This is a genomic window from Rothia sp. HMSC069C01 (assembly GCF_001814655.1).
In the GTDB taxonomy this organism is placed as follows: Bacteria; Actinomycetota; Actinomycetes; order Actinomycetales; family Micrococcaceae; genus Rothia; species Rothia dentocariosa.
Window position 1 is genome coordinate 52,096 of the sequence record NZ_KV817398.1, and the last position, 25,025, is coordinate 77,120.

At 55.0% G+C, this 25,025-nt stretch carries 23 protein-coding genes and 1 tRNA gene; 16 read left to right on the forward strand and 8 right to left on the reverse strand.

Going from position 1 to position 25,025, the window contains the following annotated elements; genetic code table 11:
* Window positions 1-63 precede the first annotated feature (63 nt).
* The 13 genes from HMPREF2981_RS06605 to pknB all read left to right on the forward strand — a co-directional run bounded on the left by HMPREF2981_RS06605 (window position 64) and on the right by pknB (window position 18,447).
* Window positions 64-588 (forward strand): ferritin, encoded by a 525-nt coding sequence (locus tag HMPREF2981_RS06605; protein WP_004006327.1) that lies wholly within the window; start codon window positions 64-66, stop codon window positions 586-588.
* 238 nt (window positions 589-826) lie between these two features.
* Window positions 827-2,182 carry a Na+/H+ antiporter NhaA gene (gene nhaA / locus HMPREF2981_RS06610; protein ID WP_070661814.1) on the forward strand — a complete coding sequence of 452 codons (1,356 nt, stop codon included), beginning with the start codon at window positions 827-829 and terminating at the stop codon, window positions 2,180-2,182.
* Window positions 2,183-2,579: 397 nt separating this feature from the next.
* Window positions 2,580-5,882, forward strand: a complete 3,303-nt coding sequence (gene lysX, locus HMPREF2981_RS06615) for a bifunctional lysylphosphatidylglycerol synthetase/lysine--tRNA ligase LysX (protein WP_246825358.1) — start codon at window positions 2,580-2,582, stop codon at window positions 5,880-5,882.
* A gap of 341 nt (window positions 5,883-6,223) precedes the next feature.
* Window positions 6,224-7,777: an alanine/glycine:cation symporter family protein gene (locus HMPREF2981_RS06620; RefSeq protein ID WP_070661817.1), complete on the forward strand. Its 1,554-nt coding sequence runs from the start codon at window positions 6,224-6,226 to the stop codon at window positions 7,775-7,777.
* A gap of 48 nt (window positions 7,778-7,825) precedes the next feature.
* Window positions 7,826-8,176 carry a PLD nuclease N-terminal domain-containing protein gene (locus tag HMPREF2981_RS06625; RefSeq protein WP_070661820.1) on the forward strand — a complete coding sequence of 117 codons (351 nt, stop codon included), beginning with the start codon at window positions 7,826-7,828 and terminating at the stop codon, window positions 8,174-8,176.
* 121 nt (window positions 8,177-8,297) lie between these two features.
* Window positions 8,298-8,384 (forward strand) — tRNA-Leu (locus HMPREF2981_RS06630).
* Window positions 8,385-8,637: 253 nt separating this feature from the next.
* On the forward strand, window positions 8,638-9,549 hold the full coding sequence (locus HMPREF2981_RS06635; RefSeq protein ID WP_048751104.1) for an FhaA domain-containing protein: 912 nt from the start codon (window positions 8,638-8,640) through the stop codon (window positions 9,547-9,549).
* A complete protein-coding gene (locus tag HMPREF2981_RS06640; protein WP_004006321.1) occupies window positions 9,549-10,025 on the forward strand; it encodes an FHA domain-containing protein FhaB/FipA in 477 nt (158 codons plus the stop codon). The genes HMPREF2981_RS06635 and HMPREF2981_RS06640 overlap by 1 nt, the downstream gene beginning before the upstream one ends.
* A 3-nt stretch (window positions 10,026-10,028) precedes the next feature.
* A complete protein-coding gene (locus HMPREF2981_RS06645) occupies window positions 10,029-11,615 on the forward strand; it encodes a PP2C family protein-serine/threonine phosphatase (protein ID WP_070661823.1) in 1,587 nt (528 codons plus the stop codon).
* On the forward strand, window positions 11,599-13,071 hold the full coding sequence (locus tag HMPREF2981_RS06650) for an FtsW/RodA/SpoVE family cell cycle protein (protein WP_179918966.1): 1,473 nt from the start codon (window positions 11,599-11,601) through the stop codon (window positions 13,069-13,071). The genes HMPREF2981_RS06645 and HMPREF2981_RS06650 overlap by 17 nt, the downstream gene beginning before the upstream one ends.
* Complete coding sequence (locus HMPREF2981_RS06655) at window positions 13,064-14,503, forward strand: peptidoglycan D,D-transpeptidase FtsI family protein (RefSeq protein ID WP_004006318.1); 1,440 nt, start codon at window positions 13,064-13,066, stop codon at window positions 14,501-14,503. Before HMPREF2981_RS06650 ends, HMPREF2981_RS06655 begins: the two co-directional genes overlap by 8 nt.
* Window positions 14,500-16,224, forward strand: coding sequence for a protein kinase domain-containing protein (locus tag HMPREF2981_RS06660; RefSeq protein WP_048780284.1), 1,725 nt, complete (start codon window positions 14,500-14,502; stop codon window positions 16,222-16,224). Before HMPREF2981_RS06655 ends, HMPREF2981_RS06660 begins: the two co-directional genes overlap by 4 nt.
* 48 nt (window positions 16,225-16,272) lie before the next feature.
* Complete coding sequence (gene pknB / locus HMPREF2981_RS06665) at window positions 16,273-18,447, forward strand: Stk1 family PASTA domain-containing Ser/Thr kinase (protein ID WP_070661825.1); 2,175 nt, start codon at window positions 16,273-16,275, stop codon at window positions 18,445-18,447.
* A 160-nt stretch (window positions 18,448-18,607) separates the two neighbouring features.
* Here pknB and HMPREF2981_RS06670 read toward each other — a convergent pair whose 3' ends face one another.
* The 3 genes from HMPREF2981_RS06670 to HMPREF2981_RS06675 are packed head-to-tail and all read right to left on the reverse strand — an operon-like array spanning window position 18,608 to window position 20,194.
* A complete protein-coding gene (locus HMPREF2981_RS06670; RefSeq protein ID WP_048780286.1) occupies window positions 18,608-19,240 on the reverse strand; it encodes an aminodeoxychorismate/anthranilate synthase component II in 633 nt (210 codons plus the stop codon).
* 23 nt (window positions 19,241-19,263) lie between these two features.
* Window positions 19,264-19,425, reverse strand: coding sequence for a hypothetical protein (locus tag HMPREF2981_RS10885; RefSeq protein WP_004006314.1), 162 nt, complete (start codon window positions 19,423-19,425; stop codon window positions 19,264-19,266).
* 16 nt (window positions 19,426-19,441) lie between these two features.
* On the reverse strand, window positions 19,442-20,194 hold the full coding sequence (locus HMPREF2981_RS06675; RefSeq protein ID WP_048780287.1) for a class E sortase: 753 nt from the start codon (window positions 20,192-20,194) through the stop codon (window positions 19,442-19,444).
* A gap of 157 nt (window positions 20,195-20,351) precedes the next feature.
* On the opposite strand from HMPREF2981_RS06675, the gene HMPREF2981_RS06680 reads away from it, so the two are divergent.
* Together HMPREF2981_RS06680 and HMPREF2981_RS06685 are read left to right on the forward strand one after the other, a co-directional pair.
* Window positions 20,352-20,693, forward strand: coding sequence for a cell division protein CrgA (locus HMPREF2981_RS06680; protein WP_013398184.1), 342 nt, complete (start codon window positions 20,352-20,354; stop codon window positions 20,691-20,693).
* Between the two features lie 9 nt (window positions 20,694-20,702).
* Complete coding sequence (locus HMPREF2981_RS06685) at window positions 20,703-20,912, forward strand: hypothetical protein (RefSeq protein WP_048751099.1); 210 nt, start codon at window positions 20,703-20,705, stop codon at window positions 20,910-20,912.
* 61 nt (window positions 20,913-20,973) lie between these two features.
* Here the strand turns inward: HMPREF2981_RS06685 and HMPREF2981_RS10890 are convergent, their stop codons facing one another.
* Both HMPREF2981_RS10890 and HMPREF2981_RS06690 read right to left on the reverse strand, forming a co-directional pair.
* A complete protein-coding gene (locus tag HMPREF2981_RS10890; protein ID WP_161800479.1) occupies window positions 20,974-21,129 on the reverse strand; it encodes a hypothetical protein in 156 nt (51 codons plus the stop codon).
* 418 nt (window positions 21,130-21,547) lie between these two features.
* Complete coding sequence (locus tag HMPREF2981_RS06690; RefSeq protein ID WP_070661828.1) at window positions 21,548-22,465, reverse strand: LysR family transcriptional regulator ArgP; 918 nt, start codon at window positions 22,463-22,465, stop codon at window positions 21,548-21,550.
* Between the two features lie 200 nt (window positions 22,466-22,665).
* On the opposite strand from HMPREF2981_RS06690, the gene HMPREF2981_RS06695 reads away from it, so the two are divergent.
* Window positions 22,666-22,986 (forward strand): hypothetical protein, encoded by a 321-nt coding sequence (locus tag HMPREF2981_RS06695; protein ID WP_013398181.1) that lies wholly within the window; start codon window positions 22,666-22,668, stop codon window positions 22,984-22,986.
* 336 nt (window positions 22,987-23,322) lie between these two features.
* On the opposite strand, the gene HMPREF2981_RS11105 is transcribed toward HMPREF2981_RS06695, so the two are convergent.
* The 3 genes from HMPREF2981_RS11105 to HMPREF2981_RS06705 all read right to left on the reverse strand — a co-directional run bounded on the left by HMPREF2981_RS11105 (window position 23,323) and on the right by HMPREF2981_RS06705 (window position 24,765).
* Complete coding sequence (locus HMPREF2981_RS11105; RefSeq protein ID WP_246825359.1) at window positions 23,323-23,592, reverse strand: hypothetical protein; 270 nt, start codon at window positions 23,590-23,592, stop codon at window positions 23,323-23,325.
* The gene (locus tag HMPREF2981_RS06700) at window positions 23,582-24,142 is read right to left on the reverse strand and encodes a hypothetical protein (protein ID WP_070661831.1); all 561 of its coding nucleotides are present in this window, start codon (window positions 24,140-24,142) and stop codon (window positions 23,582-23,584) included. The genes HMPREF2981_RS11105 and HMPREF2981_RS06700 overlap by 11 nt, the downstream gene beginning before the upstream one ends.
* A gap of 185 nt (window positions 24,143-24,327) precedes the next feature.
* On the reverse strand, window positions 24,328-24,765 hold the full coding sequence (locus tag HMPREF2981_RS06705; protein ID WP_070661833.1) for a putative immunity protein: 438 nt from the start codon (window positions 24,763-24,765) through the stop codon (window positions 24,328-24,330).
* Window positions 24,766-25,025 lie beyond the last annotated feature (260 nt).

Here is a 25,025-nt window from a genome sequence, read left to right on the forward strand (position 1 = left end):
ACAGCGTTGCACTGTATCCTACGCAAATAGAACACACACCCTAATTTCAAGGAGAGAAAAGTTATGTCTAAGTCCTTCTACGATCTGCTCAACGAACAGATCGGTCACGAGTTTGCCGCATCCCACCAATACCTTTCAATGGCGATTTGGCTTGATGGTGAGGACCTTCCCCAGTTGGCGCGTTACTTCTACCGCCAGTCTTTGGAGGAGCGCGGGCACGCCCTCATGATGGTTCAGTACAAGCTGGATCGCGGCCACAAGGTTGAGATTCCCGCAGTTCCGAACGTCAAGAATGATTTTAAGGATGTTCAGGAAATCGTGGATCTTTCCCTAGCGCAGGAAAAGGAAGTCACCGGTCAGATCGAGGCTCTTTTCTCCGCAGCACGCAACGAAAACTATGCTCTGGGTGAGCAGTTCATCCTCTGGTTCCTGAAGGAACAGGTTGAGGAAGTCGCATCAATGGAAACTCTCGTCACCATTGTGAAGCGTGCAAACGGAAACCTCTTCGACATCGAAAACTATGTGGCTCGTGAGCTCGATGAGTCGCACGGCGAAGACAGCTCCGCTCCTGCCGTTGCAGGGTCCTAAGGTGCCTCACACCTCATAATTGCATAATTTTTATATTCTCGCTCCGAGTCGATCTTACGGCAGGGGCGAGAATATTTATATTGACCCTGAAATTTCGCTTACGTTATAGAATATATGCCCAAAATGGCATATATTGGTTAAGTATATTTATACCTATAGAAGCAAAAAATACCATCTCCTAGGTAGGAGCGTTAGAATAGTAAGAATTATTCCTATCCGGAGGACAACTACAGAGAATATGACCCAATCACAGACACCGAACTCAGAAAATACAGTTTTCAGCCGCGGATCCTACAGCAACTCTAAGCGAGTTGCAGATATTTTGCGCACGGAGTCCGTGGGCGGCAGCATCCTGCTGGTGGCGACCGTCCTCGCGGTAGTTCTTGCCAATACCCCACTGGCAGATATTTATTTCGGGGTGCGCGATACCGTTATAGGTCCCGAAGTTCCAGGGTTTCACCACCTTCACATGAAGATAGGCACCTGGGCGGCAGACGGTCTCTTGGCAATATTCTTCTTCCTGACCGGTCTTGAACTCAAAAAAGAGTTCGCTATCGGTGACCTCAAATCACCGGCAACCGCGATCGTTCCCATCGCAGCGGCTTTCGGCGGCGTGATAACCCCCGCCATCATCTACACCGCTATCAACTTCAGCAGCCCCACCGCTATACATGGCTGGGCTATTCCCACGGCAACCGACATTGCCTTCGCGGTTGCCGTATTGGCGGGCGTGGGCACGTTCCTGCCCTCGGCGATGCGCATCTTCCTTCTTACCCTGGCAGTGGTTGATGACCTGATCGCTATCTGCATTATTGCAATCTTCTACACCGGCACATTCCATGGCGAATACCTGCTCCTTGCGATCATCCCTATCTCGCTGTTCGCCTTTATCGCCTATCGTGGCGAAAAAATGCTGCACCTCAAGCCCGCCGCAGCGTGGATTCTGCTTCTGCCCCTGGGCTTTATCACGTGGGCGCTTTTCCTTGAATCCGGTATTCACGCAACTATTGCCGGCGTGGTGCTTGGTTTCTGCGTTCCGGTTAAATTCAATAAACGTACCGAAGCTGCGGGTGCAGATGCAGGTCTCGCCGAAGTTTTCGAGCATCGTTTTCGCCCGCTTTCCACGGGTATCTGCGTGCCGGTCTTCGCCTTCTTTAGCGCCGGTGTTGCTATGGGCGGTTTTGACGGTCTTACGCGGGCCCTCACCGACTCAGTCTCCCTGGGTATTATGTTCGCCCTAGTTTTCGGCAAGACCATCGGTATTACGGGAACCACCTGGCTGGTTACCAGGTTCAGGCACGCCAACCTAGACCCGGATGTGCAGTGGATTGACGTCATAGGTCTTGCGGTTACCGGCGGTATCGGCTTTACCGTATCGCTTCTGGTGGCAGAACTGTCATTCACCGGTGGGTCACCGCACGGTGAAGACGCCAAAATTGCTATTCTCTTCGGTTCAGTAGCCGCCGCAATTCTGGGTGCTCTGATTCTCTCCCGCCGTAATAAGCACTACCGTTTACTGGCGGAAAAGGAGAGCGTGGATGCCGATATGGATGGCATTCCGGACGTGTTCCAGCAGCGTAAATCACAATCCTAGACGGTCTGTCTTCGGTGGAGAGACATCGGTGAATACCCTGCTCTACTATTAAGAATCCGGTGGTGACACCCCTAAGAATCACCACCGGATTTTTATATTCTCATTCCAGAATATAGTTGATATTTCGCAGGTTTGAGAGCTTTTTTCTAAACATCCAACCCAACACCTCTGACCATGCTGCACCCTTTCAGATATATTCTATTTTTGGAATATATCGATGGCGGGGAGTCTTACCGCATATGCCATATGGCATTCAAAGCACTCCTTGCATGGCGACCCCTGGCAGCGCTTTCGACCTCCACCCCAATGGTGCGCTGTCTTACGTCCTCAGATTCTACGCATACACACGGCATGTCCGTAGAATGAAATGTACCGAGTGATTGGTGGAGAACGTTTTATGGCACATCAGAAGCGGGGCGCAGACGCCCATCACACGACATCACGCTATGCGGAAATCATCGCCCGCTGGGTTATCGGTATCTACTCAATCGCAACAATTCTGACACTTTTCACCTGGATTATTTCCCCGCTTCGCAGGGGTCACGGGTTCACCTGGTGGGAAATCACCGCGAGCCTGCTCAACATCCCATCAAGTCATACGCTGGTGAGCGCGGTCATCATGGTGGTCATGACATCCGCTCTGATTACCCGTAAACGAGCCGCCCTCTACGCCGTCATCTTCTTTCAAGTCATCGGCATCCTCATCGGAACACGAAGTGCGCTTCTGCTCTTCTTCCCCGATAACGTGATGCCGAGCGAAGAATTTTTCTCCTCCACACTCGACACCGTAGCTATTATTGTGGCGGCTATCTTTATTCCGCTTCTCATCCTGGCACGCTCTGCTTTCCCGGCGCATATAGGCCGAATTTCATGGGTATTGGCGAGCATGGTCTTCCTCGGCGGGCTAACGGTGACAACCCTGCTGGCCTGGTACTTTGGGCATCACGTGCCGGGGGTTACGGTTCCCCACCTGCTCAAACAGGGGTTAGGGCTCGATAGTTTTCCCGAACTCAAGGGTGCAAACCCGGGCGCCACGGTGGTGGGAGCGGCATCCGTGTTCTACGGAATTTTTGCACTGATCGCGGTGTATGTGGTGGTGCGGGGGTACCGTGTCCCCAATACCTGGACTGCCGATCGGGAATTGCGCCTGCGCGAACTTTTACAGGAGTATGGCGGAAACGATTCACTCTCGTACTTTGCAACACGCCGCGATAAGCAGGTGATTTTCTCGGCGGATATGCGCGCCGCTGTCACCTACAGGCAAGTGGGCTCTGTATGTTTGGCGTCCAGCGACCCGGTGGGCGATCCGGCGTCCTGGGGTTCCGCAATCGACCGGTGGATGCACCAGGTGCGCCGCTACGGGTGGATTCCCGCCGCCATCAGCGTGAGCGAAGACGGCGCCAGAGCTTTCGCACGCCGGGGACTGGGCGTAATCCGCATGGGGGACGAAGCCATTCTAGAGGTCTCACGTTTTAGCCTGAACAATACCTCGCTTACGGAGGTACGCCACGCCCACCAGCGGGTTCGTAAGGCCGGTTACACGCTGAAAATCTGCAGACATCGTGAGCTTTCACCCGAGCAGCTGCACGAGGTGGAAAATAACGTAAACGCTTGGCGTCACGGCAAGGTTGAGCGCGGGTTCTCGATGGCGCTCAACAGGCTCTCAGACCCCGCAGACGGTCGCAATCTGCTTGTTTCGGCGCATGATTCTGCTGGCACAATGGTTGCCCTCCTTTCATTCGTGCCGTGGGGCCGCACCGGCATATCGCTGGATGTGATGCGCCGCTCCCCTGACAGCCCCAACGGCATCGTGGAATATATGGTTGCCCAGCTTATGGAGGATGCCCCCGACTACGGCATCACGCGTGTTTCACTGAACTTTGCTATGTTCCGCCATGTGTATGAGAACGCAGATCAGTTCGGTGCTAATGCTTGGAGCAGGTTCGCTTCTCGGTCGTTGGGGGTTTTAGACAGGTTCCTTCAGTTGGAGAGACTGTACCGCTTCAACCTCAAGTTCGCCCCGGAGTGGATGCCACGCTATATGGTTGCGGAACCGACGCTGGCCTTCCTGAACGTTGCGGCGGCGGCTGGGGTTGCCGAGGGCTTCCTGCCCGATTTTTCGGCACGTAAACAGCGCCATGAAGTGCACCGCCTGACTGAAGACCAGATCGCGCGAGTTCACGAGATCGAGCGTATGCATCCGGGCGAGGCGCAGGCCCCCGAACACCGCTTCAGCGATCAGACCAAGCACCGTATTCGTCACCTGCAGATGCTTCGGGATGCCGGTATGAACCCGTACCCACTGGGGGCTACATGCGAGTATTCGACGGTGCAGGTGCACGATGGGCTGAGTGACCATACGCTTCCAAGCGGGGAGTTTACCCTATCGGGCAGGGTGCGGTTTATCCGCAACCACGGCGGGGTTATCTTCCTGACCCTGTCTGAGGAAGGCAAACAGGTACAGATTATTGCCGAGCGCAGCCTTGTGAGCGAGCGCGAGTTTCGGCTTCTCAAATCCGCCGTTGATACGGGCGATATTCTGCTTGTGACCGGCACGGCGGGGGCCAGCCGCACCGGGACCGCATCTGTCATTGTGCACGGCTGGCAGATGGCGGCGAAGTGTCTGCACCCCATTCCGTACGGGGCGTTGAATGATCCGGAGGCGCGCATCCGCAAACGCTCGACCGACCTGTTGGTGCATCCGCAGCAGCTTGAAAACCTTCGGATGCGCTCCTCACTGATCACTGCCATTCGCCGCACGCTCGATGATGCAGGGTTCACCGAGGTTGAGACCCCGATTCTGAATACTATTCATGGCGGTGCGAGCGCACGCCCCTTCAAAACCTTTATTAACGCCTATGGTGCGGATTTGACGCTTCGCATTGCGCCTGAGCTGTATCTTAAACGCCTGGTGGTTGGCGGTTTGGGCGCTGTTTATGAGTTAGGGCGGGATTTTCGCAACGAAGGCGCGGATGCCACCCATAACCCGGAGTTCACGGTGTTGGAGGCTTATAAGCCTTACGCAGATTACACGGTCATGCGCAAGCTTACCGAAACGCTCATCAAGAATGCCGCCCGGGCCGTCTATGGTTCTGAGGTACTTCCGCTGGGCGAGAAGGGCAGTACCGAGCGTACTCTCACGGATGTCTCGGGTGAGTGGCGGGCAGTTTCGGTATGCGAGGCCCTTTCGCGTGCGCTGGGGCGCGATATTTCGAGTGAAACAGATTTTGAGACTTTGCTTGAGCTGGCGCATGAGCATCAGATTCATGTGCGTGATGACATGGGCGCGGGCGCCATTCTTGAGGAGCTTTACGGCGAGCTGGTAGAGGCAAAAACTGTGTTCCCCACGTTTTATACGGATTTTCCGGTGGAGACCTCTCCCCTGGCGGGTGCGCATCGCACCAAGCCGCACTTGGTGGAACGCTGGGATTTGGTGATTAACGGTATGGAGATGGGAACCGCCTATTCCGAGATGACGGATGCTTTAGAACAGCGCCGCCGCCTGACCGAGCAGTCTCTCAAGGCTGCAGCGGGAGACCCGGAAGCCATGCAGATTGATGAGGATTTTCTGTACGCCCTTGAGACCGGGCTTGTCCCGACGGGCGGGTTGGGCATCGGCATTGATCGCTTGGCGATGCTCATGGCGCAGACCCAGATTCGCGGGGTGCTTTCTTTCCCGTTTGTTAAACCCGTGAAGTAGCATGTAGTCAAAGATTCATTTTCTCCACTAGAGAGTGTTTTTATGTCTATTAAACGATGTTTGATATGAATTGTGGTTCAGTCATAACTTTTTGATGTTTTTGCTTGTCAAACGGAGTATCACCCGTGTTCCGGCTATATTAATTATTCGTTACAAATGTGGACAAGACCCCCAATGAGATTGCCGTAAACCCTTCATCAACGGAACAATAAGTACCTGTAATTTCTAAAGGGAATTTCTTTCCCTGGCGTGCGGTCTACCCGGTTTGCACCTTCGCGCCTTCATGCCCGCATAGTTGCTATCCCTATTACGCTTCTATGCCGTGACGAAAGAGAAAACCTGTGGACTCACTTGTAAATTTTATTCAGGACATTAACGCCTCCACCGCTGGCGCCACCAGCGTGGTTGACAGCATTCAAAGCTGGATATGGGAAAACTTTCTGTTCGTTGCCTTGATTGTCGTGGGCCTGTTCTTGACGATCCGCACCCGCGCCGTACAGTGGCGTTCCCTACCCGAGATGCTGCGCGTACTCACCGACCCGTCCGGTCACGAGGCCGATGGGAGCAAGAGCATTTCCTCATTCCGCGCGTTCACCGTTTCGGCGGCATCCCGCGTGGGCACCGGCAATATTGCTGGCGTAGCGATCGCTATTGCAATGGGTGGTCCCGGCGCGGTGTTTTGGATGTGGGTCATTGCTGCCGTGGGCGGCGCATCCGCTTTTGCCGAATCCCTGCTGGGTCAGCTGTATAAGGAGCGCGGCAAGGATTCCTATATTGGCGGTCCTGCCTACTATATGCAGCGTGGCCTGAATGCACGCTGGCTGGGCCTGATTTTCGTGGGCTTTATCGTGCTCACCTATAGTTTTGTGTTCTGCGCGGTACAAACCAATGCGATCGTGGAAGCTGGTGCGAACTCCCTGAATATCGGTATTTCCGGTACCGAGAATATGGGTTTCCGCATCGTGGTAGGCTTTTTCGTTGCCGCACTGACGGCTGCGATTATCTTCGGCGGTATCCGCACCATTTCTACGGTCACCGAGTATATGGTGCCGTTCATGGCGGTTCTGTACATGCTGCTGGGACTGTTAGTGGTTGCGCTCAATGTGGGCGAAATCCCGAACGTTCTGCTCATGATTTTCCAGGGTGCTTTCGGTCTGCGCGAGTTCGTAGTGGGCGGCACGATGGGCGCCGTTATTTGGGGCATGAAGCGCGGTCTGCTCTCGAACGAGGCCGGCATGGGTACCGCCCCGAACGCGGGTGCAACCGCAACTATTTCGCACCCCGCAAAGCAGGGCTACGTACAGGCTTTGGGCGTGTATTTCGATACGATGTTGGTCTGCTCGGTCACCGCGTTTATCGTGCTTTTGTCAAACCCAACCTATGGCAATAAGACCCGCGGCGCTGGACTGACTCAGGATGCGCTTGCCCACCAGCTCGGCACCTGGGCCACCCACTTCCTAACCATCGCGATTTTCCTCTTCGCCTTCTCCTCGGTCATCGGCAACTACTATTATGGCGAATCGAATATTCGCTTCGTGACTGAGAAGCCCGGGGCGTTAACTGTGTTCCGTCTGGTGGTGCTGGGCTTCGTATTCTTCGGGGCAATCGCATCGCTGGAGCTGGTGTGGACCACGGCGGATATGCTCAACGCGGGCATGGTGATTGTGAACCTGATTGCAGTGGTGTGGCTTTCGCCGAAGGTCGTTGCGGTGCTCAAGAACTACGAGCGGCAGCGCAAATCCGGTGTGGAGCCTATTTTCAAGGCATCCGATATGCCTGAGATTAAGAATCTTGCGGCCTGGGACGGCACCGATGAGGTGACCACCCGAGAGTTCTGGGCTGAGCGTGATGCGGCGGCTGCGGCCAAACGCGCCCAAAAGGCTGCGAATGTATAACGTTTCACCTAGATAACTCTCCCTGCAGCGCCCGAGGACATAAATTTTATGTTCTCGGGCGCTTGGCGTATCCTCTGGCATACTAAAGACGTGCTGACTTTAGGTTTTTCGGTGTTTCCTCTCGTGCTTTTTCAGAATCCGACGGCGCAGGCACTCTACCAGTACACGGTGCTTGCCCTGATTTTTATCTGGATTGCTTCGGTGCTGTACTGCATTTTTACGGTGCATCGCAGCCCCTACTTCAACGAGATTCAGAAGCTCAAGTGGCTTCTGTTCATTCTGGTGCTCCCCTATTTTGGTGCACTGGCGTGGTTTTTGCGCGTGCATCGCGAGAAAAAGGATGCGACCGCCGCAGACCAGACCGATACCGCCTCGAACCCTCACGACGAAGGAAGATAACATATCCTATGACAATTTCAACCTTCGGTGAGTAAGTTCACGAATACCGAAGTGGACGGTCTGTTACGGAGCCTGTATAGTTCTATATGTTGCCTGCGGCTCTTTGAGTCGTATGACACTTGCGCGAGTGGCGGAATAGGCAGACGCGCACGGTTCAGGTCCGTGTGCCCGTGAGGGCGTGGGGGTTCAACTCCCCCCTCGCGCACCAGCAATCCCCGGTTCTGATGAGCCGGGGATTTTTTGTTGTGTCGGCAACATTTGGGGTTTTCGAGTCTATATTTTACGAGTAAAAAGTATATTATCGGCATGGTGGTCACACTATCCCCTAGAATAGAGTTGGGTGTGTGCACTCACACCTAACACAGCAAATGCACAGCTACAAAAGCTAGACTGAACCCTTCGGGTTCCCAACCACGGGATGCCAGGGGTGACATCCGGCCCGAGCCATAAAGGAGGAGGCAATGAAGTTATTTGATAAGTTGGAACGACTGGAGCAAGGCATCGGTCGTACCGTCGGCTTTTCCAAAGGCTTTGGCACCTTCGCAAAGGCTGATGTAGCTAACCGTATTCGCACGTCGATGGATGATGCCTCATATGTAGACCAGGGCGGTCACACGATGGCACCAAATATCTTCAACGTTCGCTTTTCGAGCGCCGATTTTTCGCGCGTGCGGGAGTGGGGCAACCCATTCGCGGTTGAGCTGTGCAATCTTGCTATTTCGCATGCGCGTGCGCAGGGGTATTCACTGATTGGGGCTGTACGTATTACCTTCAGCCCTATTGCCGATCTCGAAGCCGACGAGTTCGAGGTTGTGCCCAGTTTTGAGGCGTTCCAGGCTCCGCCCTCGGGTGCGACGAACTATGTTCCTCCCGCCGGTGCCGCCCACGGCGCCTCCGACTACGCCCCTGTTGCCCCGGCTCGTGATACCGGTCTGCCGACCAGAATTACAAAACCGCGGGCTACTCCGCCGCGCCGCACGGAACAGCCTCAGCAGCAGCAACAGCAGGCACCTGCCGCGTCCGCGCCGAAACCGCGTTCCCCGCAGAACCCTCCGCAGCAGCAACGTGCTGCGGCGCATCATGCTTTTGTGGATATTAACGGGCAGCGGTATGAGCTTTCTGGGGCACCTCTCGTCATCGGTCGCGGTTCCGATGCATCCGTGCGTCTGGCTGACAAGGGTATTTCGCGCCGCCACCTACAGATTTCCCGCCAGGGAGGCAACTATGTTGCCACCGACTTGGGCTCAACCAATGGAACCCGGCTGAATGGTTTTCCGCTGAAAACCCCCACCGTTCTCCAAGATGGAGCGGTGTTACAGTTGGGCGGAGCCCGAGTTCTCTTCCGCTCAATTGCCTCTGGAGGTATACGTTAATGGCATCCGAGCTAACTGTAACCATACTGCGCTTTGCGTTTTTGGGGTTGCTCTGGTTCTTTGTGTTTTTCGTGGTGGCAGCCGCCCGCCGCGATTTGGGGCTGGGTAAGAACTTCCGCTCCGTACCCGTAGAATCTGCCGCAGACTCGCAGCCGCAACCGCAGCATATTGCAGCTCCTCCTGCACGTCCTTCCCGCTTGGTGATCACCAAGGGAGTGCAGGCGGGAGCTATGATGCAGTTGGGTGACTCCCCGGTTACTATCGGTCGCGCCAATGATATTGAGGTTTCGTTGCAGGACGATTACGCCTCCGGTCGCCATGCCCGTCTGTTCCCACAGGGTTCTCGCTGGTTCTTGGAGGATTTGGGCTCAACCAACGGCACATTCGTAAACAACCAAAAGCTGACCCGCGCTACTGCTATTGAGCCGGGTGTCGATTTCCGTGTGGGCGGAACGACTATGCAGCTGAGGGGGTAATCGTTGAAGATAGCCTTTCGCTTTGAAGCCCGTTCCGATACGGGCGTGAAACGCAGCAAGAATGACGACTCCGGGTACGGTGGGCGTTATCTTGCTGTTGTTGCTGACGGCATGGGCGGGCACGTCGGTGGTGACGTCGCTTCCGCTACCGCCGTTTTGAACCTGACCCCTTTGGACCACCCCGACTTTGACGGTACCGGCGGCATATACCTCGCCGACGAAATCCAAAGTGCCAACGCCATTATCAATGATCTGGCAACCAGTGATCAGCGCCTTGCGGGCATGGGTACCACCTGCACCGCTCTGCTGGTGGACGGCGAAAAGATCGAGATGGCCCATATTGGCGACTCGCGAGCCTATCGTTTACGCGCCGATGAAGACGGCGGTTTCGAGCAGATTTCGACCGATCACACCTTCGTGCAGCGTCTTCTCAACGAGGGCCGCATCACTCCCGAAGAGGCAGAGAATCACCCGCACCGCAACGTGATTATGCGCGTGCTTGGCGACGTCGATGCCTCCCCCGAACTTGAGCTGCAGACTTTAGAAGCCATTCCCGGTGAGCGCTGGGTGCTTGCTTCCGATGGTTTAGAGGCGGTGGTCTCTGATGAAGAGATCGAAGCCGTCATGCGTTCCACCGATGATCTGGGTGAGATCGCGGACGTTCTTATCCAGATGACTCTCGACGGCGGCGCACCCGATAACGTGACGGTCGTGGTTGTACAGGTTATTGACCGCGAAGAACTTCCTGCCGACGAACCTGTAGGTCCTTCTGCCCTGCCAGAGACTGGCGAGATCGATACCTCACTGACAACCTCTGAGCTTGAGGAAATCACCGAGGAAGTAAACGCCGAAGAGGGCCTGTCCGATCACGATCGCGCGCTCAAGAAGTTCCGCCGCGCACGTGACCTCACGGATTCCTTCCCCCACGACGGCGACGCAAGCGATCAGGATGCGGTGTACTTCGCCCGCACGAATGCCGCCATTTTGCGCCACGAGCTTGGCTCTCGCCCGCATCAGCTGGTGGGCAGCGCCGCCGTGGCAACAGAAACCGGGCGTATTCCGGCGGTGACGAGCCGCACCCTGGAGCATCGGGCCTCGTTGGCGCAGCGCGTACCGATGAGCACCGAGGAACCCGCAAAGCTGCCGGACGAGCTTGAAGAGCTTCTGTCGGATCCAATTCGACGCCGTCGGCGTCCGATTCTGCTGGTGAGTGCGGCAGTAATCCTTGTGCTGGCGCTCATTGCGGGTTGGAGCGGGCTGAAATGGGTTGAGGGCCGCTACTACGTTGGTGAAAATAACGGTAAGGTCGCCGTCTATAACGGTGTTCCGCAGTCGTTGGGGCCAATCCATCTCTCCCATGTGGTCGAGGAAAGCGAAGTGGAAACTTCACAGCTGCCCGAGCATACTCGCATGCTTTTGAAGAATACGATTCACGCGGATAATCTTGACGATGCACGGGTTATCGTAAACCGTATGCAGGCTCAGGTGAATCTGCAGGATGACCGGAATACACAGCCTTCCGGTGCGGCTTCGTCCGGCACGCAGACAGGTCAAAAAACTTCAGCAACGGAAGGTGGTAATCGTGGCTAGGCTATTGCGTGATGCACACATACCCCGTTCGCGTCGCCTGATTGAGCTTGTTCTGCTCGTAATTGCGGTCGGCATCGGCTCATTTTCCATGTACCTGATTGACCCCGAAACGGCGTGGGATATGGGGAAAAACCCGTGGATTCAAGGTACCGTGGTGCTGGGCGTGTGCGCGCTCATCGCGCATCTGGTGCTTCAATTCCGGGCGCGTTACGCCGATCCGTTTATTCTGCCGCTTGTTGTGGCGCTCAACGGAATCGGGCTGGCGATGATTTTCCGCATCGATAAGGATCCCGCCATGCAGAAGTCCCCAGTGGGCGAGTCCCAGCTGTTCTGGACAGGCTTCTCAATGATCCTCTGCTCCGTTGTGCTGTACTTCCTGCGGGATCATCGAGTGCTGCGTAAGATCACCTATATTTCGCTGGTGCTCTCCTTCATCCTGCTTATCATGCCGCTTATCCCCGGCCTTGGTACCGAAATCAACGGCGCACGGATTTGGATCAGGCTCGGCGGGCGTACCTTCCAGCCCGGCGAAATTGCCAAGATTACCCTGGCAATCTTCTTTGCGGGCTACCTGTCCACACACCGCGATTTGATTCTCACAGCGGGTAAGCGTTTAGGACCCATCAATCTGCCGCGTCTGCGCGATTTGACCCCAATTTTCTTGGCGTGGATGGTCAGCATCGGCGTGTTGGTTTTCCAGAAGGATCTGGGTTCTGCAATCCTGTTCTTCGGGCTGTTCATGGCGATGCTGTACCTCTCGACCGGCAAGATTTCCTGGCTTGTAGTCGGCGGTGTCGGCGTGGTGGTTGGCGGATACTTCGCCTACAACTCCATTTCTCACGTGCACGCCCGTATCTATGGCTGGATGCACGCCTTTGATCCCGAGGTCTATATGTCCTCCAGCGGTGGTTCCGGTCAGATCCTTCAGGGTATTTTCGGTCTGTCCTACGGCGGTCTCTTTGGCCGTGGATGGGGTCAGGGCCTTACCTCTTTGGTGCCGTTCGCTAACTCGGACATGATTATTACTTCTCTCGGTGAGGAACTCGGTCTGATCGGCCTGGGCGCTATTTTGATGATGTTCCTCATCCTCATCTCGCGTGGGTACCGCGCGGCGTTGGGCACTCGTGACGGTTTCGGCAAGCTCTTGGCGGCGGGCCTTTCCACGGTTATGGTGCTTCAGCTCTTCGTGGTGGTTGGCGGTGTAACCCGGTTAATTCCGCTGACCGGTTTGACCACACCGTTTATGTCTGCCGGTGGTTCATCCCTGGTGGCTAACTGGATTATCGTGGCGTTGTGGCTTTCGATTTCGCATACCGCGCGAGCGCCTCACGTCGTGGTCGGGTTCGACGTTCCCGAAAGTATCGACCACGAAGACTACAGCTATGAATCTGAGGGCGCAACCAGCGTTCTCGCCCGTATTTCAACTCAAGAAGCAGGAGGTGACCGCAATGGATAGGGCAATTCGCCGCATGTGGATGGCCGCAGGTTGCGTTTTTATCCTGCTCATGGGTACGTTGAGCTATATCCAATTCTTCGACACCGAATCTCTCAAAGATAACCCGTGGAACTCGCGTTCTCTGTACGATAACTACGGTGCCAACCGTGGCTCTATCGTGGTCGATGGAACCGAAATCGCCTCGTCAGTGAAATCGGATGATGAGTATAACTATCAGCGCGTGTACTCCGAGCCGGAAAAGTATGCGGCGCTGACGGGTTATTTCTCGTCAGTGTACGGTTCCACCGGTGTCGAGTCCGCTATGGACAAGGAGCTTTCGGGTACTTCCGACAGCCAGTTCTACGATCGTGTTGCTCAGCTCTTCTCGGGTTCTTCGGCACGCGGTGCGAGCGTCGAGCTCACCGTGGATTCCAAGCTTCAGGAGCTTGCTAACAACCTGCTTCAGGGCCGTAAGGGTTCTATTGTGGCGATTAACCCCAAGACTGGCGAAATCTTGGCGATGGCCTCGTCTCCCTCATATGACCCGAATACGCTCGCATCCCACGATGGGTCTACGGTAGTCAGCAACTATGAGGAACTGAACTCGAATCCGAATAACCCGCTTTACAACCGTGCTATTGCGGGTAACACCTATTCGCCCGGCTCGACCTTCAAGATTATTGATGCCGTCGCAGCTTTGGAGTCCGGCAAATATGATGCGAACTCCACGATCGATAACCCCGCACAGCTTCCCCTTCCGGGAACCAATGTGTCGCTTCCGAACTATGCGGGCGGTCAGTGTGGAGGACGCACCAAGGCTACGATTGAATGGGCTATGGCGCAGTCCTGCAACACTCCTTTTGCGCAGATCGCAATGGATTTGGGTGAAGATAGGATCTCCAGGACTGCCGAAAACTTTGGTTATGGCCAGGATTTGAAGATTCCGCTGGCGGTGGCTAAATCGAGCTTCCCGAAGGGTATGTCGCAGAGCCAGCTGGCGCAGGCATCCGTGGGTCAGTACGATGTACGCACCACCCCGCTGCAGGTGGCGATGACTTCTGCCGCGATCGCTAACGGCGGTGTGCAGATGAAGCCCAATATGATTCGTTCTGTCAAAACCAGTAACTTGAGCGTGCTCTACGAGTTCTCACCCGAGAAGTTGCGCACCTCAACTTCTACTAAAGTCGCCGATCAGGTGAAACAATGGATGGTGAACTCTGTGGATAACGGTATTGCCCGTAACGCAGGCGTGCCCGGGTATAAGGTTGCTGGTAAGACCGGTACCGCAGAAACTACGGGTGGTTTGAATAACTCTTGGTTTACCGGGTTTGCACCCGCCGATGATCCTCAGATCGCCATTGCGGTGGTCTATGAGGATATGGATGCAACAACCGGTTCCCAGCTTTCGACAAATGCAGGTAAACAACTTTTTGAGGCGGTGTTGAACAAGTGAGGCCTTCGGCTGATATCACCTTGGGCGGGCGCTACACCCTAACCGAACGTATCGCTATCGGCGGTATGGGTGAGGTCTGGAAAGCTCGCGACAAGGTTCTCGGACGCACCGTCGCCGTTAAAATCCTGAAAGAGGAGTATACGGGTGACCCCGGGTTCTTGGAGCGTTTCCGTGCGGAGGCGCGCCATACTGCGCTTCTGAACCACCCCGGCGTTGCCAATATGTTCGATTACGGTGAAGAGGATAACTCTGCATACCTGGTGATGGAGCTGGTTCCAGGTGAGCCGCTGTCGAGCATCATCGAGCGCGACGGCACGCTGCCGCCAGATCGCATCCTGAACTTTATTGCGCAGACGGCTCGCGCGTTGGCTGCTGCGCACGCTCAGGGACTCGTGCACCGCGATGTGAAACCCGGTAACCTAATGATCACCCCGGATGACCGGGTGAAGGTTACCGACTTCGGTATTGCTAGGCTTGCGAACCAGGTTCCGCTGACCGCTACCGGTCAGGTGATGGGTACAGCCCAGTATTTGGCACCCGAACAGGCAACCGGTCAACCTGCAACCCCGTCCTCCGATATGTACTCGCTGGGTATTATCGGGTACGAGTGCCTGGTCGGTCACCGCCCGTTCACGGGTGAATCACAGATCGCGATTGCTCTAGCCCAGGTGAACGATCCGCCACCACCGCTGCCGGAGAGCATCCCGGCGCCCGCCCGCGCCTTGATTATGTGCCTGCTTGCTAAGGATCCTGCGGAGCGTCCTAAGGATGCTACTGCGCTGGCGTCTGCTATTGATGCTATTCGCCGTCGCGATATTCCTGCGGCGATTAAGGCTGTGCCCACGCTGGAGGCATTCTTGCCGGAGAATCTGGATACCGCCCAGACCTCCCTAATCGCCGAGCCTATTTCGGCATCCGCTGCTCCGAAGTTCGGATCTGGGTCGCGCTTCACGCCCGGTCCTTCGACGGCACCGATTCCCGAGCCAGGGTCGAAGGCTGCGGCCGCGCGTACGTCACAACAGGGGCCGAAGAAACGCAGCTGGGTGTGGATCGCCGCTATCGTTGCGGCACTAGTGCTTATTCTCGGTATCCTCTGGGCTGTCTGGGCGGCAAATAGCCGTGCAACCCCCACTCCGAATACCACCAGCTCGGCAACACCCAGCTCTGCGGAAGGTACCGTCACGGTAGCCACCCCGAGCGAGGAGTCCTCGGCTGCGAGCAGCACTCAGAAGCAGAAAATTAACCTGCAGGCACGCAGCTACGAGGGTCGCCCCCTTCAGGATGTTGTCAATGACCTGAAAAACCTGGGTCTTTCGCCCAGGACTGAAAGTGTTGAGTCTGAAGAGCCAGCCAACACCGTTCTGTCGATTTCACCGGCTGGTTCGGTAGACGAAGGCAGCACCATTACCGTGCGTTATTCAAGCGGTTCCAGGGGCGCGACCCTACCTAATGTTGATGGGAAGAACTACGAAGAGGCTTCTCGGACGATTACCTCGCTTGGTGTTGACGTGAACCTTCACTTCGAGCATTCGGACACCGCACAGCCCGGTACGGTGCTGCGCACCAGCCCTTCTTCTGGCACTAAAGTGTCAGTTCCTAGTAAGGTAGAGATGTATGTAGCTAATGAGTCTTCAGGTACGAGGACGGATTCTGACTCGTCGCCATCCGCAGCTACGCCTTCAGGCGCGTCGACTTCTTCTAGTCCTCGTACTGGGCGTTAGTGTCTGAGTCCACTCACATCAAAAACTATTTTTACCCCAGGAGAACGTATGGACCTGTTGGTTCCTGAAACGGTAGATGGCCGTTATAAGGTACTCGATGTTATCGGTACCGGTGCGATGGCTACCGTATACGCGGCGGAGGATACTCGTCTCGGTCGTAAGGTCGCGATGAAGATCCTGCGCCCGGAGCAGGCCCAAGACAAAACCTTCCGTTCACGGTTTAAACGTGAGGCGGAGGCTGTCGCATCCCTGAACAACCCCGGTATCGTTGCGGTGTACGACACGGGCGCTTATTCCCCGTCAGATCCCAACAGCGGATACGGTGTTGATGATGCCGCCGACGATGACGAGGCTAAGATCCCGTACATCGTTATGGAATACGTTGATGGCAGGACGCTGCGCAGTGTCCTTTCGTCGGGCGGGTACATTCCCGTGCGTGATGCGGTGGGGTACGCAGAGCAGCTTTTGAGCGCTCTAAAATACAGTCATTCGATGGGTATTGTCCACCGCGATATTAAGCCCGCGAATATTATGGTGCTTCCCCGAACCGAGGAAGACGCCGCGAAGGGGCAGCCGGGTCAGATTAAGGTGATGGACTTCGGCATCGCCCGAGCTATTGAAGAGGCTGGCGAGGCTCTGACAAAGGCCAACGTGGTGATGGGTAGCGCACGTTACATGTCTCCCGAGCAGGTCAGTGGTAAAGAAGTCGACGCGAGAAGCGACCTTTATTCGGCAGCATGCGTACTGTATGAAATGGTTGCTGGACGTTCCCCCTTCGATGCGGAAACTAACGTCGATTTGGCGGCGAAGCATCTTACCGAGACTCCCGCCGCACCGAGTACCTTTAGTCCGCTGAGCGTACCCCCTGAGCTTGATGAAGTTATTCTTCGAGGTCTTGCCAAGAACCCGGATGATCGCTACCAGACCGCCGATGAGTTTTCGCAGGCGATCCGTCAGGGAGCGGGTCTGCAGGTTGGCGGCGGTATGCCGCAACAGGTTCCCGATGACTCCATGACCACCGCTTTTGCGCCTCTTGAGGCTCCCGCGGCGGGTGCGGCAGGAACCGGTACGGGTGAGGTTGATTTCGATGCCTACACCACGACCCTGCCGCAGGTTTCGACTCCTGTTGAAGACGCGAATCTCAACGGTTTCTTCGATGACGATGAGTACGGCGGAGAAGAATTTGTTGAAGAGGAAGAGTTCCTTCCCGCCGAGCAGCCCCGCAAGCGAACCTGGGTTCGTTTCCTCGTTGGTCTTGCTATTGCAGCATCGCTTCTGCTGGGTATCGGCTCGTTCCTGTACTACCAGGGCAAGCTCAATGAAGTTCCGCAGGTCGCTATTCCTACCGTGATGAACCAGTCGAAGGACGATGCCGAGAACCAGTTGCGCAATGCTGGCTTTGCCGTGGAGAGCCGCGGGGCATACTCCGAGAACGTGAAGAAGGGCGATGTTATTAGCGTCAGCCCTGGCGAGGGCACAAAGGCGGCTAAGGGTTCTACCGTATCGCTAACCTACTCGAATGGTCCCGAGCGTGTAACCCTGCCCGATAACCTGCAGGGTCAGAGCGAAGCCTATGTGCGCAACGCCCTGAAGGAACTCGGCCTTAAGGATGGTCGCGTCAGCACCGTTGAGAGCGCATCCGTTCCCGCCGGTATGGTAGTTTCTCTGGAGCCTGAGAAGGCTGAAACCGATGCCGACGGTAAGACCACGATCGAGGCTGGCAGCAACGTAAACCTGGTGCTGTCCTCCGGTAAGGTCAAGGTTCCTTCGCTCGTGGGTCTGACGAAGGATCAGGCTATTGAAGCTCTGACCGCGTCCGATGTTCTGCTCAACACCAATATTGAGACCGTTCAGACAAGCTCTGCGGCACCGAATACGGTGATTTCTCAGAGCTCCGCTGCGGGTACTCTGGTGGCCCAGAACAGCACTGTTACTATTCGTGTGGCGGCTGCCCCGGCGGCGACCGCATCTGCCTCACCGCGTGCGACTACCCCGTCGACGAATAATAACAACACCCAGCGCCAGCAGGGCAATCAGCAGCAGAATCAACAGCAGCAAGGTCAACAGGGCCAGCAAGGTAATCAGCAGCAGAATCAACAGCAGCAAGGTCAACAGGGCCAGCTGGGCAACGCTCCTGTACCTTCTGCAACGCCAAGTGCCGCTGCTCCTTCATCCAAGGCCGTACAAAACGGCAAGGAAAATGAGGAGAAAGAAGAAAGGTAAGGCTGGTTCGCTCAGGTAAATCCTGGTCATATATGTGGGGCGTGCTTTAGATTTCGAATCTAAAGCACGCCCCACATATATTTCTTCGGCTGTACCGCACACATAGAGAAGGCGCCTGACAGACCTACTTGGGTCTGTCAGGCGCCTTTACTGCTGCCCGCTAGGCGATTAGTGGGGACAACGATTTGGCACGCTCAGCGGCGCCCTCAAGCCCCGTTTCTTCCAGCCAATTACCCAGCATCAGATAACCGCTCTCGGTAAGCACGGATTCCGGGTGGAATTGTACGCCGTGCATGGGCGCATCCCGGTGCCGCAGCCCCATAATAATGCCGCTCTCAGTCGTCGAGGTGATTTCCAAGACCTCAGGCATAGTCTCTGGGACGACCGCCAGCGAATGGTAGCGAGTCGCAGTGAAGGGGTTCGGTACGCCTTTGAATACCGAGTCATTCTCGTGGACCAGGGTTGAAGTCTTACCGTGCATCAGCTCGGGGGCGTGCGTGACGGTGCCGCCAAACGCCTCCGCGATAGCTTGATGCCCCAGACACACGCCAAGCAGGGGTTTATGAGTCTGCGCAGCCCAGCGAATGGTATCGATAATGACCCCGGCTTCTGCGGGGGCACCGGGTCCCGGAGAGATGAGCAGGCCGTCGTACTCGGCAGCCATTGTGAGCACGGTATCAAGGTCATACTCGTCATTGCGGATTACGGTTGTCTCGGCTCCGAGCTGCTGCAGATATCCGACGAGGGTGAACACGAAACTATCGTAATTATCGATAACCAGGATGCGGGTCATGGCTTCTCCTTTGGCAAGCGCCGCTAATGGTTGATGGTAACGTCAAAGTTGAACGGACCGTACTCGGCAAAATTCGGAAACACGAATTCCATGAGGGCGTATACGATCACGGCGATAAGCAGAATAGCAATGATGATGCGAACCCATAGAGGTCCGGGAAGATGACGAAAAATCCAACCGTACATGTTATATCCTCTCGGGTTAGGCGGGGTTCTGGGCTGCTTGGGCAATTTCCGCAGGCGCGCCAGCAGAGTTAGGCTGCCAGGATTCAAAACGGGCGTGCACAATATAACGTTCTGTGTCACCGTAACGCGGGTGGCAGGTCGTGAGCGTCATAATGCGCTCCGTGGGCTCTTGTCCGGGCTTGCTCGGAACCGGCTCGATCACCTCAATATTGTCAGGCTGCACAATCACATGCTCGTACACGGTGTAGGTGTAGTAGCCGTCTTTGGTGCGCACATAAATGTGATCGCCCACCTGCAGCTGGTCGATATAGTCGAGCACTGCCCCGCGTGTCTGCCGGTGCCCTGCAAGCGCGAAGTTGCCCACGCCACCCGGCATGGCGGTTCCGTCATAGTGTCCCAAACCGAGGGTATCGATCACGTCTGCACTGGTACCCTGTGCGGTGGGGCGCTGGTAGTCTGCACCAAACCGGGGAATGTAGACAACCCCGAATCCTTTTCCGTGCTCGGGTTCGGCTTCAGGCTCCGGTGGATTTTGGGGATCCCACTGTTCGACTGGCGCGGCGGAGCTGAACTCGTGCGTTAGGGAATCGACGGCTTGGGACTGTGAACGGTTTGCGTCTATATTGGTCCACCAGAGCTGCCACACGACAAAGAGCAGCAGCACAAGACCAACGGTGATCAGAAGCTCACCCGTGATTTGGATGGTCCACCGCAGAATAGATTTATGAGGCTGAACTGCCTGATGCGCTTTCGCGGATGCATGCGCCATAGTTTTGGGTGTCCTCCATAGCGGGATGTTACCGTCCCAGTCATTACATTTTCTTTAATGACAACGCCGGTGAAAGGTGAAATCATCCCGCGAGTCTGCAAAGATAGTTTTTAACGTACTACATAAGGTTACCCATACATCTGAGGCGGAGGAAAATATGTCCCCTAAGTCGACTGCGAAAAAGTCGAAAAAGACTGCCAATACTAAGTCAAAGAAGTCACAAGACAAGAAATCGGCTAAGGCCGTTGAAGAAGATGCGAGCGAGCTCCGTCTGTTAGAGGTCGCTCGCGAGATGGAAACGAGCGGAACACAGAGAGAGGGTACTCCCCTGTGGTATCGAGTGGTAATGTTTTCGCTCGTTGCGCTGGGTATTCTCTGGATTATTGCGTATTACATTTTTGAGGGTCGACTTCCTGTGCCCGGTATTGGCATGTGGAATGTGACTATTGGCGTGGGTGCCATGATGGTGGGTATGGTCATGATGACTCGGTGGCGTTAGGTTAGGGCTATGTCCGAATCAGATGGGTCTCCTTCGCCTCAAGAATCTCAGGATGCCCCGCATGGCTCTACCTCCGATCCCATGCGGAGTACCGAGGATATTTCAAAACGTGCGGATATTCGTGCCGCCCGCGTGGAGACAAGGCTACGCCGCTGGGCGTTGATCGGGTTTATCGTCGCTGCGGCGTTATTCTGGCTGGCGACTCTTTTCTTCCGCTAGATCACGTATAAGCGAGGCGGTGCCGTATCCCTGGGATGCGCCCGCCGCGTTCTTCTTGCTTTTAATCGTGCTGAGGCTCTGCGACTGGTTCTTCGCGCAGGGGCTGCAGAATCCGTACGAATACGATCATGACGATCAGCTCCACCATCGTCTGGGTCAGCGCTGTGTGCTGCATGGGTCGGTCTGCGGCATGCACTTTCTTTGAGTTGTTCCACATGCTGTGTCATATACGGGGGTATACACCCGAGAATCCCTGTACAGAGCGCAAAGATGACGTAGAACAGTACCCAGCGAACAAGATTCTAGGGCGCTTCGTCGATGCGACGTGCAGCAGAAAACACTGCCAAGATCTATATATGCAAATATTCCAATATAAGCATATATACTAGTCGATTGAGGTTTTAAAGAGCTGGTAAAAACAATGGTTTGTGTAGCAGCAAGCGTAGCAAATAAAGGCCGCAACATAATCTGCAACAGCGCCAACACCACTAGGAATGCTGCCAAGGCGATCGTGGAATTAAAGTCACAACCAGTAGAATACCGCCACGAAGTTGAGTGTTATCAGCCACAGGGTGAATCCGCGCGATGCAGAATTGGGTGCGGTGCGTTTGATGTCATTCGCCCCTAGCTGTCTGTCATGAGTTCAAGAGCCCCTGATGAGCCGCATCAGCAACACGACGGCTAACTTTTTCCAGAACGGGCGAGTTGATATTCCAGTGCTGCCAGTACAGTGGGAACTCCACGGGCTTCTGAGCAAGTTTCACAAGTGTTTGGGCGGCGAAATATTCGATACACTGTGCCTCCGGAAGCAGACCCCACGCAATACCCTCATAGACCGCCTGCGCATAGTCCGGTGACGAAGGAATATAGAGCGTTGGGCTCTGTTCGAATTCGGCTCTGGACAGTTTTAGGTCTTCCTCAATCAGAGCGCGTGCAGCATCCTGCACAAAGTCTTTACGATCATATTCCACCACGGGTGCCCGGTTCAGATCATCACGGGTAGTCTTCGCGGGGAACCCCGGAAGGTAACGATCCACATACGCTGGCGATGCCACACACCAGTAACGCGCCACGCCCAGGTAATCTACCGAGCATCCGGGGATTTTTCCGGGCTGTGAGGTTATGGCAGCCATAACTTCCCCGGTACGCAGAAGGGCTGAGGAATGAAATTCACCTTCACGCCGCAGGTCACAGAAAATTTCGTCCTCCTGAGCGAGCGTGCGTATGGCCTCCAAAAACCACGTTGCTAAAGAATCGGCGTTCAGGGCTATAGAGACTGTCTGGAATCCGCCCTCGCCCATGAGTTCTCGTTCCAGTTCAAGCTGTAGGAATTCACTTTGCCGGGCAATACGTAACACGCTCTGCCCGGAGGCTGTTGGGGTAACCGGGTTGGTGCGCTGCAGCAGAACTTTACCGGCCAGCTGTTCCATTGTTTTTACACGCTGTGATATTGCGGAGGGGCTAACCCCAAGAACGTCGGCAGCAGCGTCGAAGGTGCCGTATTCGATGACCGTGACGAATGTTTTGAGGTGGTCGGTCGTAAAACGTGTCATAAGAACATCTTACGTACGTTGAAATAACTTAGCTAGGTTTACGGGGTTTTCAGACTTTTGATGTTCATCATCGCCCTGCGCATGTCCTATTTGGCGTACACCATTTTCACCCTGGATACACACCTCTAAGATAAAAGCAGTGGGACTGTCCCCCTCCAACGTGTCTACGCTGTCATCTAACCACCCGAAGGATATCCTCCATGGTCAAGCCACCATTCATGGAAATTGCATGCCCCGTTTGTTCCAAGCCCGTGAAGACTTTAGAACGTTATCCTCGCTCGCTCTGTCCCGAATGTTCTGCACGGGTGACTGACCGGTCTGGCCGCCCGGTCGTTTTCTACGATATACAGGTGCTACCGACTCCCAACAGCTCGGGTGTAACGCTGCTTGGCGGATTTTACGGATATTACGCCAATACCGGGCTACAAGAAACCTACTCCAGTTCAACCTGCTACGTTGATGGAATAACCTGCGAGGCGAAGAATGCCCGTTTTGGCGGCATTGTGATCGAGGCGCTGTGAACCTATCTTCACCTCCGGATGAGTCTGTACTCCCGGATTCAGTGGCTTCTTCGAGTCCATTATCCTTCACCGTCTAGTCAACGGACTCTGTACTATCTTCTTGCGCCGATGCGGACCACAGTTCATGCCCTCCAGTGTCTCTTCGGCGCCCATACCTGAAAATGGAGAGATATATCTCGAACTCGAATCAGCAGGATTTTTCGCAGACGCAGCACCATCGGGTCTAAGAAGTCACGCGCGTGCCGATCGTCGCTACTGGTCGTTGTCACAAAGCTCAGCCCAGAGAATACCGCAACAATCATCGTCGCCTTAAGCACAACCACGTTGTAGCTGACTTCAAGGTCTAAAATTTTCAGATGTTCGGGCTTGGTTCCTACTCACAGCTCGATGGTTTGGTCGGTAACCGCCAGAAGCAAACCATAAGAAGAAACCGAACACCAGCAGAACGAAGAAAGCAGTTTGAATCAGCTGACCCAAGATCGGGATTGCCAGCAGGTTCAGCCACTGCCCAATCGGCAAAGAGCGACGAACGATAATGTCGTGTTCGGCCTCTTGTACTGTACTGTCTGCGATACCTCTTTCCGATGCGGCCTGCCTAGTGCTCATAGCTGTCAAGCATACCCGATACGAGAGACTCTGCTTGAAGTTCAGCGCCAAAGAATCGTGCGCACGCCTTCAAAATAAGTTCTGCGCCATAACGTTGGATCGTATAAACACCCAGCTCGTCGTACTCAGCCGCAAGTTCACGGGGTTTCACTAAACCAGAGGTGATTTCCATAAGTGAAGATTCTGCGCCGTCTTCGTCGAAAAGTATGCTAAACCCGCTGTCATCACGCAGAAGCTGATGCAGTTTAGTATCGGGCAGAGGCAAAAAGCCCAGCACGTCCTCGGGCTCATAGTAGATTACCTCAGCAAGAGTTGTTACATACCCCTGCGAGTCTTCTTCAGTAAGAACTGTATCGGTAAGCTCCAGATAGCTTTCTTCGTCCCGCAGAAGCTCCCGCGGCCACCACAGATGGATATACTCAGTACACGCCAGCCATAGTTCCGCTAAAGGCAGCTTAACCTCAGCGATGAGCGCCACCGTCCGGCATTTTGAGGTGTCCTCTCCCGTATACGGTTCCTGCTGTCGGTCTGAAAAAAGCGGATACTCCATACATTCACTCTAACGCGAGATAGGTATTCGTCGGTACTTAATACAGTAAACGTTCCAGAAACCCGTTCAGAAGAATGTGAATCATTGGTATTAGTATTCCCGTCATGACGCCTCAGGCACGCTATCACAGACCGGTAAAAAGGACTTCTCTGGCTTCCGAAATTCTACGTGTGGGTATGCGCTGCTTAGCGCGCAAAAACATAGCTAAAGAATCGAGCAGGAATATGTGACCGTTGCCATTCGAGCTCTTCGGTCAAAGATTTTTCCGAAAGCACTTTGCGAGTATATCGTTCAATATTGCGTGCATGTGCACCCATATGGGCTATGGCAATCGCATGTCCGCAGGCTCTAGCTACGGCTTGCGCAGACGGGGTCTCACAGTCCCGGGCCGTAGCATGGCAGAGCAAGGCGTGCTGACGCATAGTTCCAACAGATAATGCACCGCGGTTGAACTCAGCGACCGCAGCAAGCCCCTGCCGAAGCCGAGGATCAGCAGGATACTGCTTCTCGAAAATAGGCAGTATCCGATACATACAATCTGCCGCCCAGACGATAAGTTCACACCTCTCATCTATCGATAGCGTCAAATCCTTCGGGTCTGGGGCAGATTGTAAAGTCTCCATGCTCCTAAGATAACAAGAAAGCATACGCACTCTCACAGATTTTCAACACCCTGATGCGCCTATTATATTTCATGAGGTCTTCTTAGCCTTTAGAGTATTCACCAACGCGCGCCATAAGAACACAGCAGAGCCGATAGCTCTCAAGGAGAATGCAAATCAGTGGTTAAAACAAAAGAGACCCCTCACGGGGTCTCTTCCATACATATGTAATTAACTAACAAACCCTCAGGCTTGTTGTTTCAAAACTATACAGCGAACGC

Bases quoted from the DNA above. Each gene is read 5' to 3' on its own strand.
- HMPREF2981_RS06605 (WP_004006327.1), top strand. From the start codon at position 64: ATGTCTAAGTCCTTCTACGATCTGCTCAACGAACAGATCGGTCACGAG.
- nhaA (WP_070661814.1), top strand. From the start codon at position 827: ATGACCCAATCACAGACACCGAACTCAGAAAATACAGTTTTCAGCCGC.
- lysX (WP_246825358.1), top strand. From the start codon at position 2,580: ATGGCACATCAGAAGCGGGGCGCAGACGCCCATCACACGACATCACGC.
- HMPREF2981_RS06625 (WP_070661820.1), top strand. From the start codon at position 7,826: ATGTTCTCGGGCGCTTGGCGTATCCTCTGGCATACTAAAGACGTGCTG.
- HMPREF2981_RS06635 (WP_048751104.1), top strand. From the start codon at position 8,638: ATGAAGTTATTTGATAAGTTGGAACGACTGGAGCAAGGCATCGGTCGT.
- HMPREF2981_RS06640 (WP_004006321.1), top strand. From the start codon at position 9,549: ATGGCATCCGAGCTAACTGTAACCATACTGCGCTTTGCGTTTTTGGGG.
- HMPREF2981_RS06655 (WP_004006318.1), top strand. From the start codon at position 13,064: ATGGATAGGGCAATTCGCCGCATGTGGATGGCCGCAGGTTGCGTTTTT.
- pknB (WP_070661825.1), top strand. From the start codon at position 16,273: ATGGACCTGTTGGTTCCTGAAACGGTAGATGGCCGTTATAAGGTACTC.
- HMPREF2981_RS06670 (WP_048780286.1), bottom strand. From the start codon at position 19,240: ATGACCCGCATCCTGGTTATCGATAATTACGATAGTTTCGTGTTCACC.
- HMPREF2981_RS10885 (WP_004006314.1), bottom strand. From the start codon at position 19,425: ATGTACGGTTGGATTTTTCGTCATCTTCCCGGACCTCTATGGGTTCGC.
- HMPREF2981_RS06675 (WP_048780287.1), bottom strand. From the start codon at position 20,194: ATGGCGCATGCATCCGCGAAAGCGCATCAGGCAGTTCAGCCTCATAAA.
- HMPREF2981_RS06680 (WP_013398184.1), top strand. From the start codon at position 20,352: ATGTCCCCTAAGTCGACTGCGAAAAAGTCGAAAAAGACTGCCAATACT.
- HMPREF2981_RS06685 (WP_048751099.1), top strand. From the start codon at position 20,703: ATGTCCGAATCAGATGGGTCTCCTTCGCCTCAAGAATCTCAGGATGCC.
- HMPREF2981_RS10890 (WP_161800479.1), bottom strand. From the start codon at position 21,129: ATGTGGAACAACTCAAAGAAAGTGCATGCCGCAGACCGACCCATGCAG.
- HMPREF2981_RS06690 (WP_070661828.1), bottom strand. From the start codon at position 22,465: ATGACACGTTTTACGACCGACCACCTCAAAACATTCGTCACGGTCATC.
- HMPREF2981_RS06695 (WP_013398181.1), top strand. From the start codon at position 22,666: ATGGTCAAGCCACCATTCATGGAAATTGCATGCCCCGTTTGTTCCAAG.
- HMPREF2981_RS11105 (WP_246825359.1), bottom strand. From the start codon at position 23,592: ATGAGCACTAGGCAGGCCGCATCGGAAAGAGGTATCGCAGACAGTACA.
- HMPREF2981_RS06700 (WP_070661831.1), bottom strand. From the start codon at position 24,142: ATGGAGTATCCGCTTTTTTCAGACCGACAGCAGGAACCGTATACGGGA.
- HMPREF2981_RS06705 (WP_070661833.1), bottom strand. From the start codon at position 24,765: ATGGAGACTTTACAATCTGCCCCAGACCCGAAGGATTTGACGCTATCG.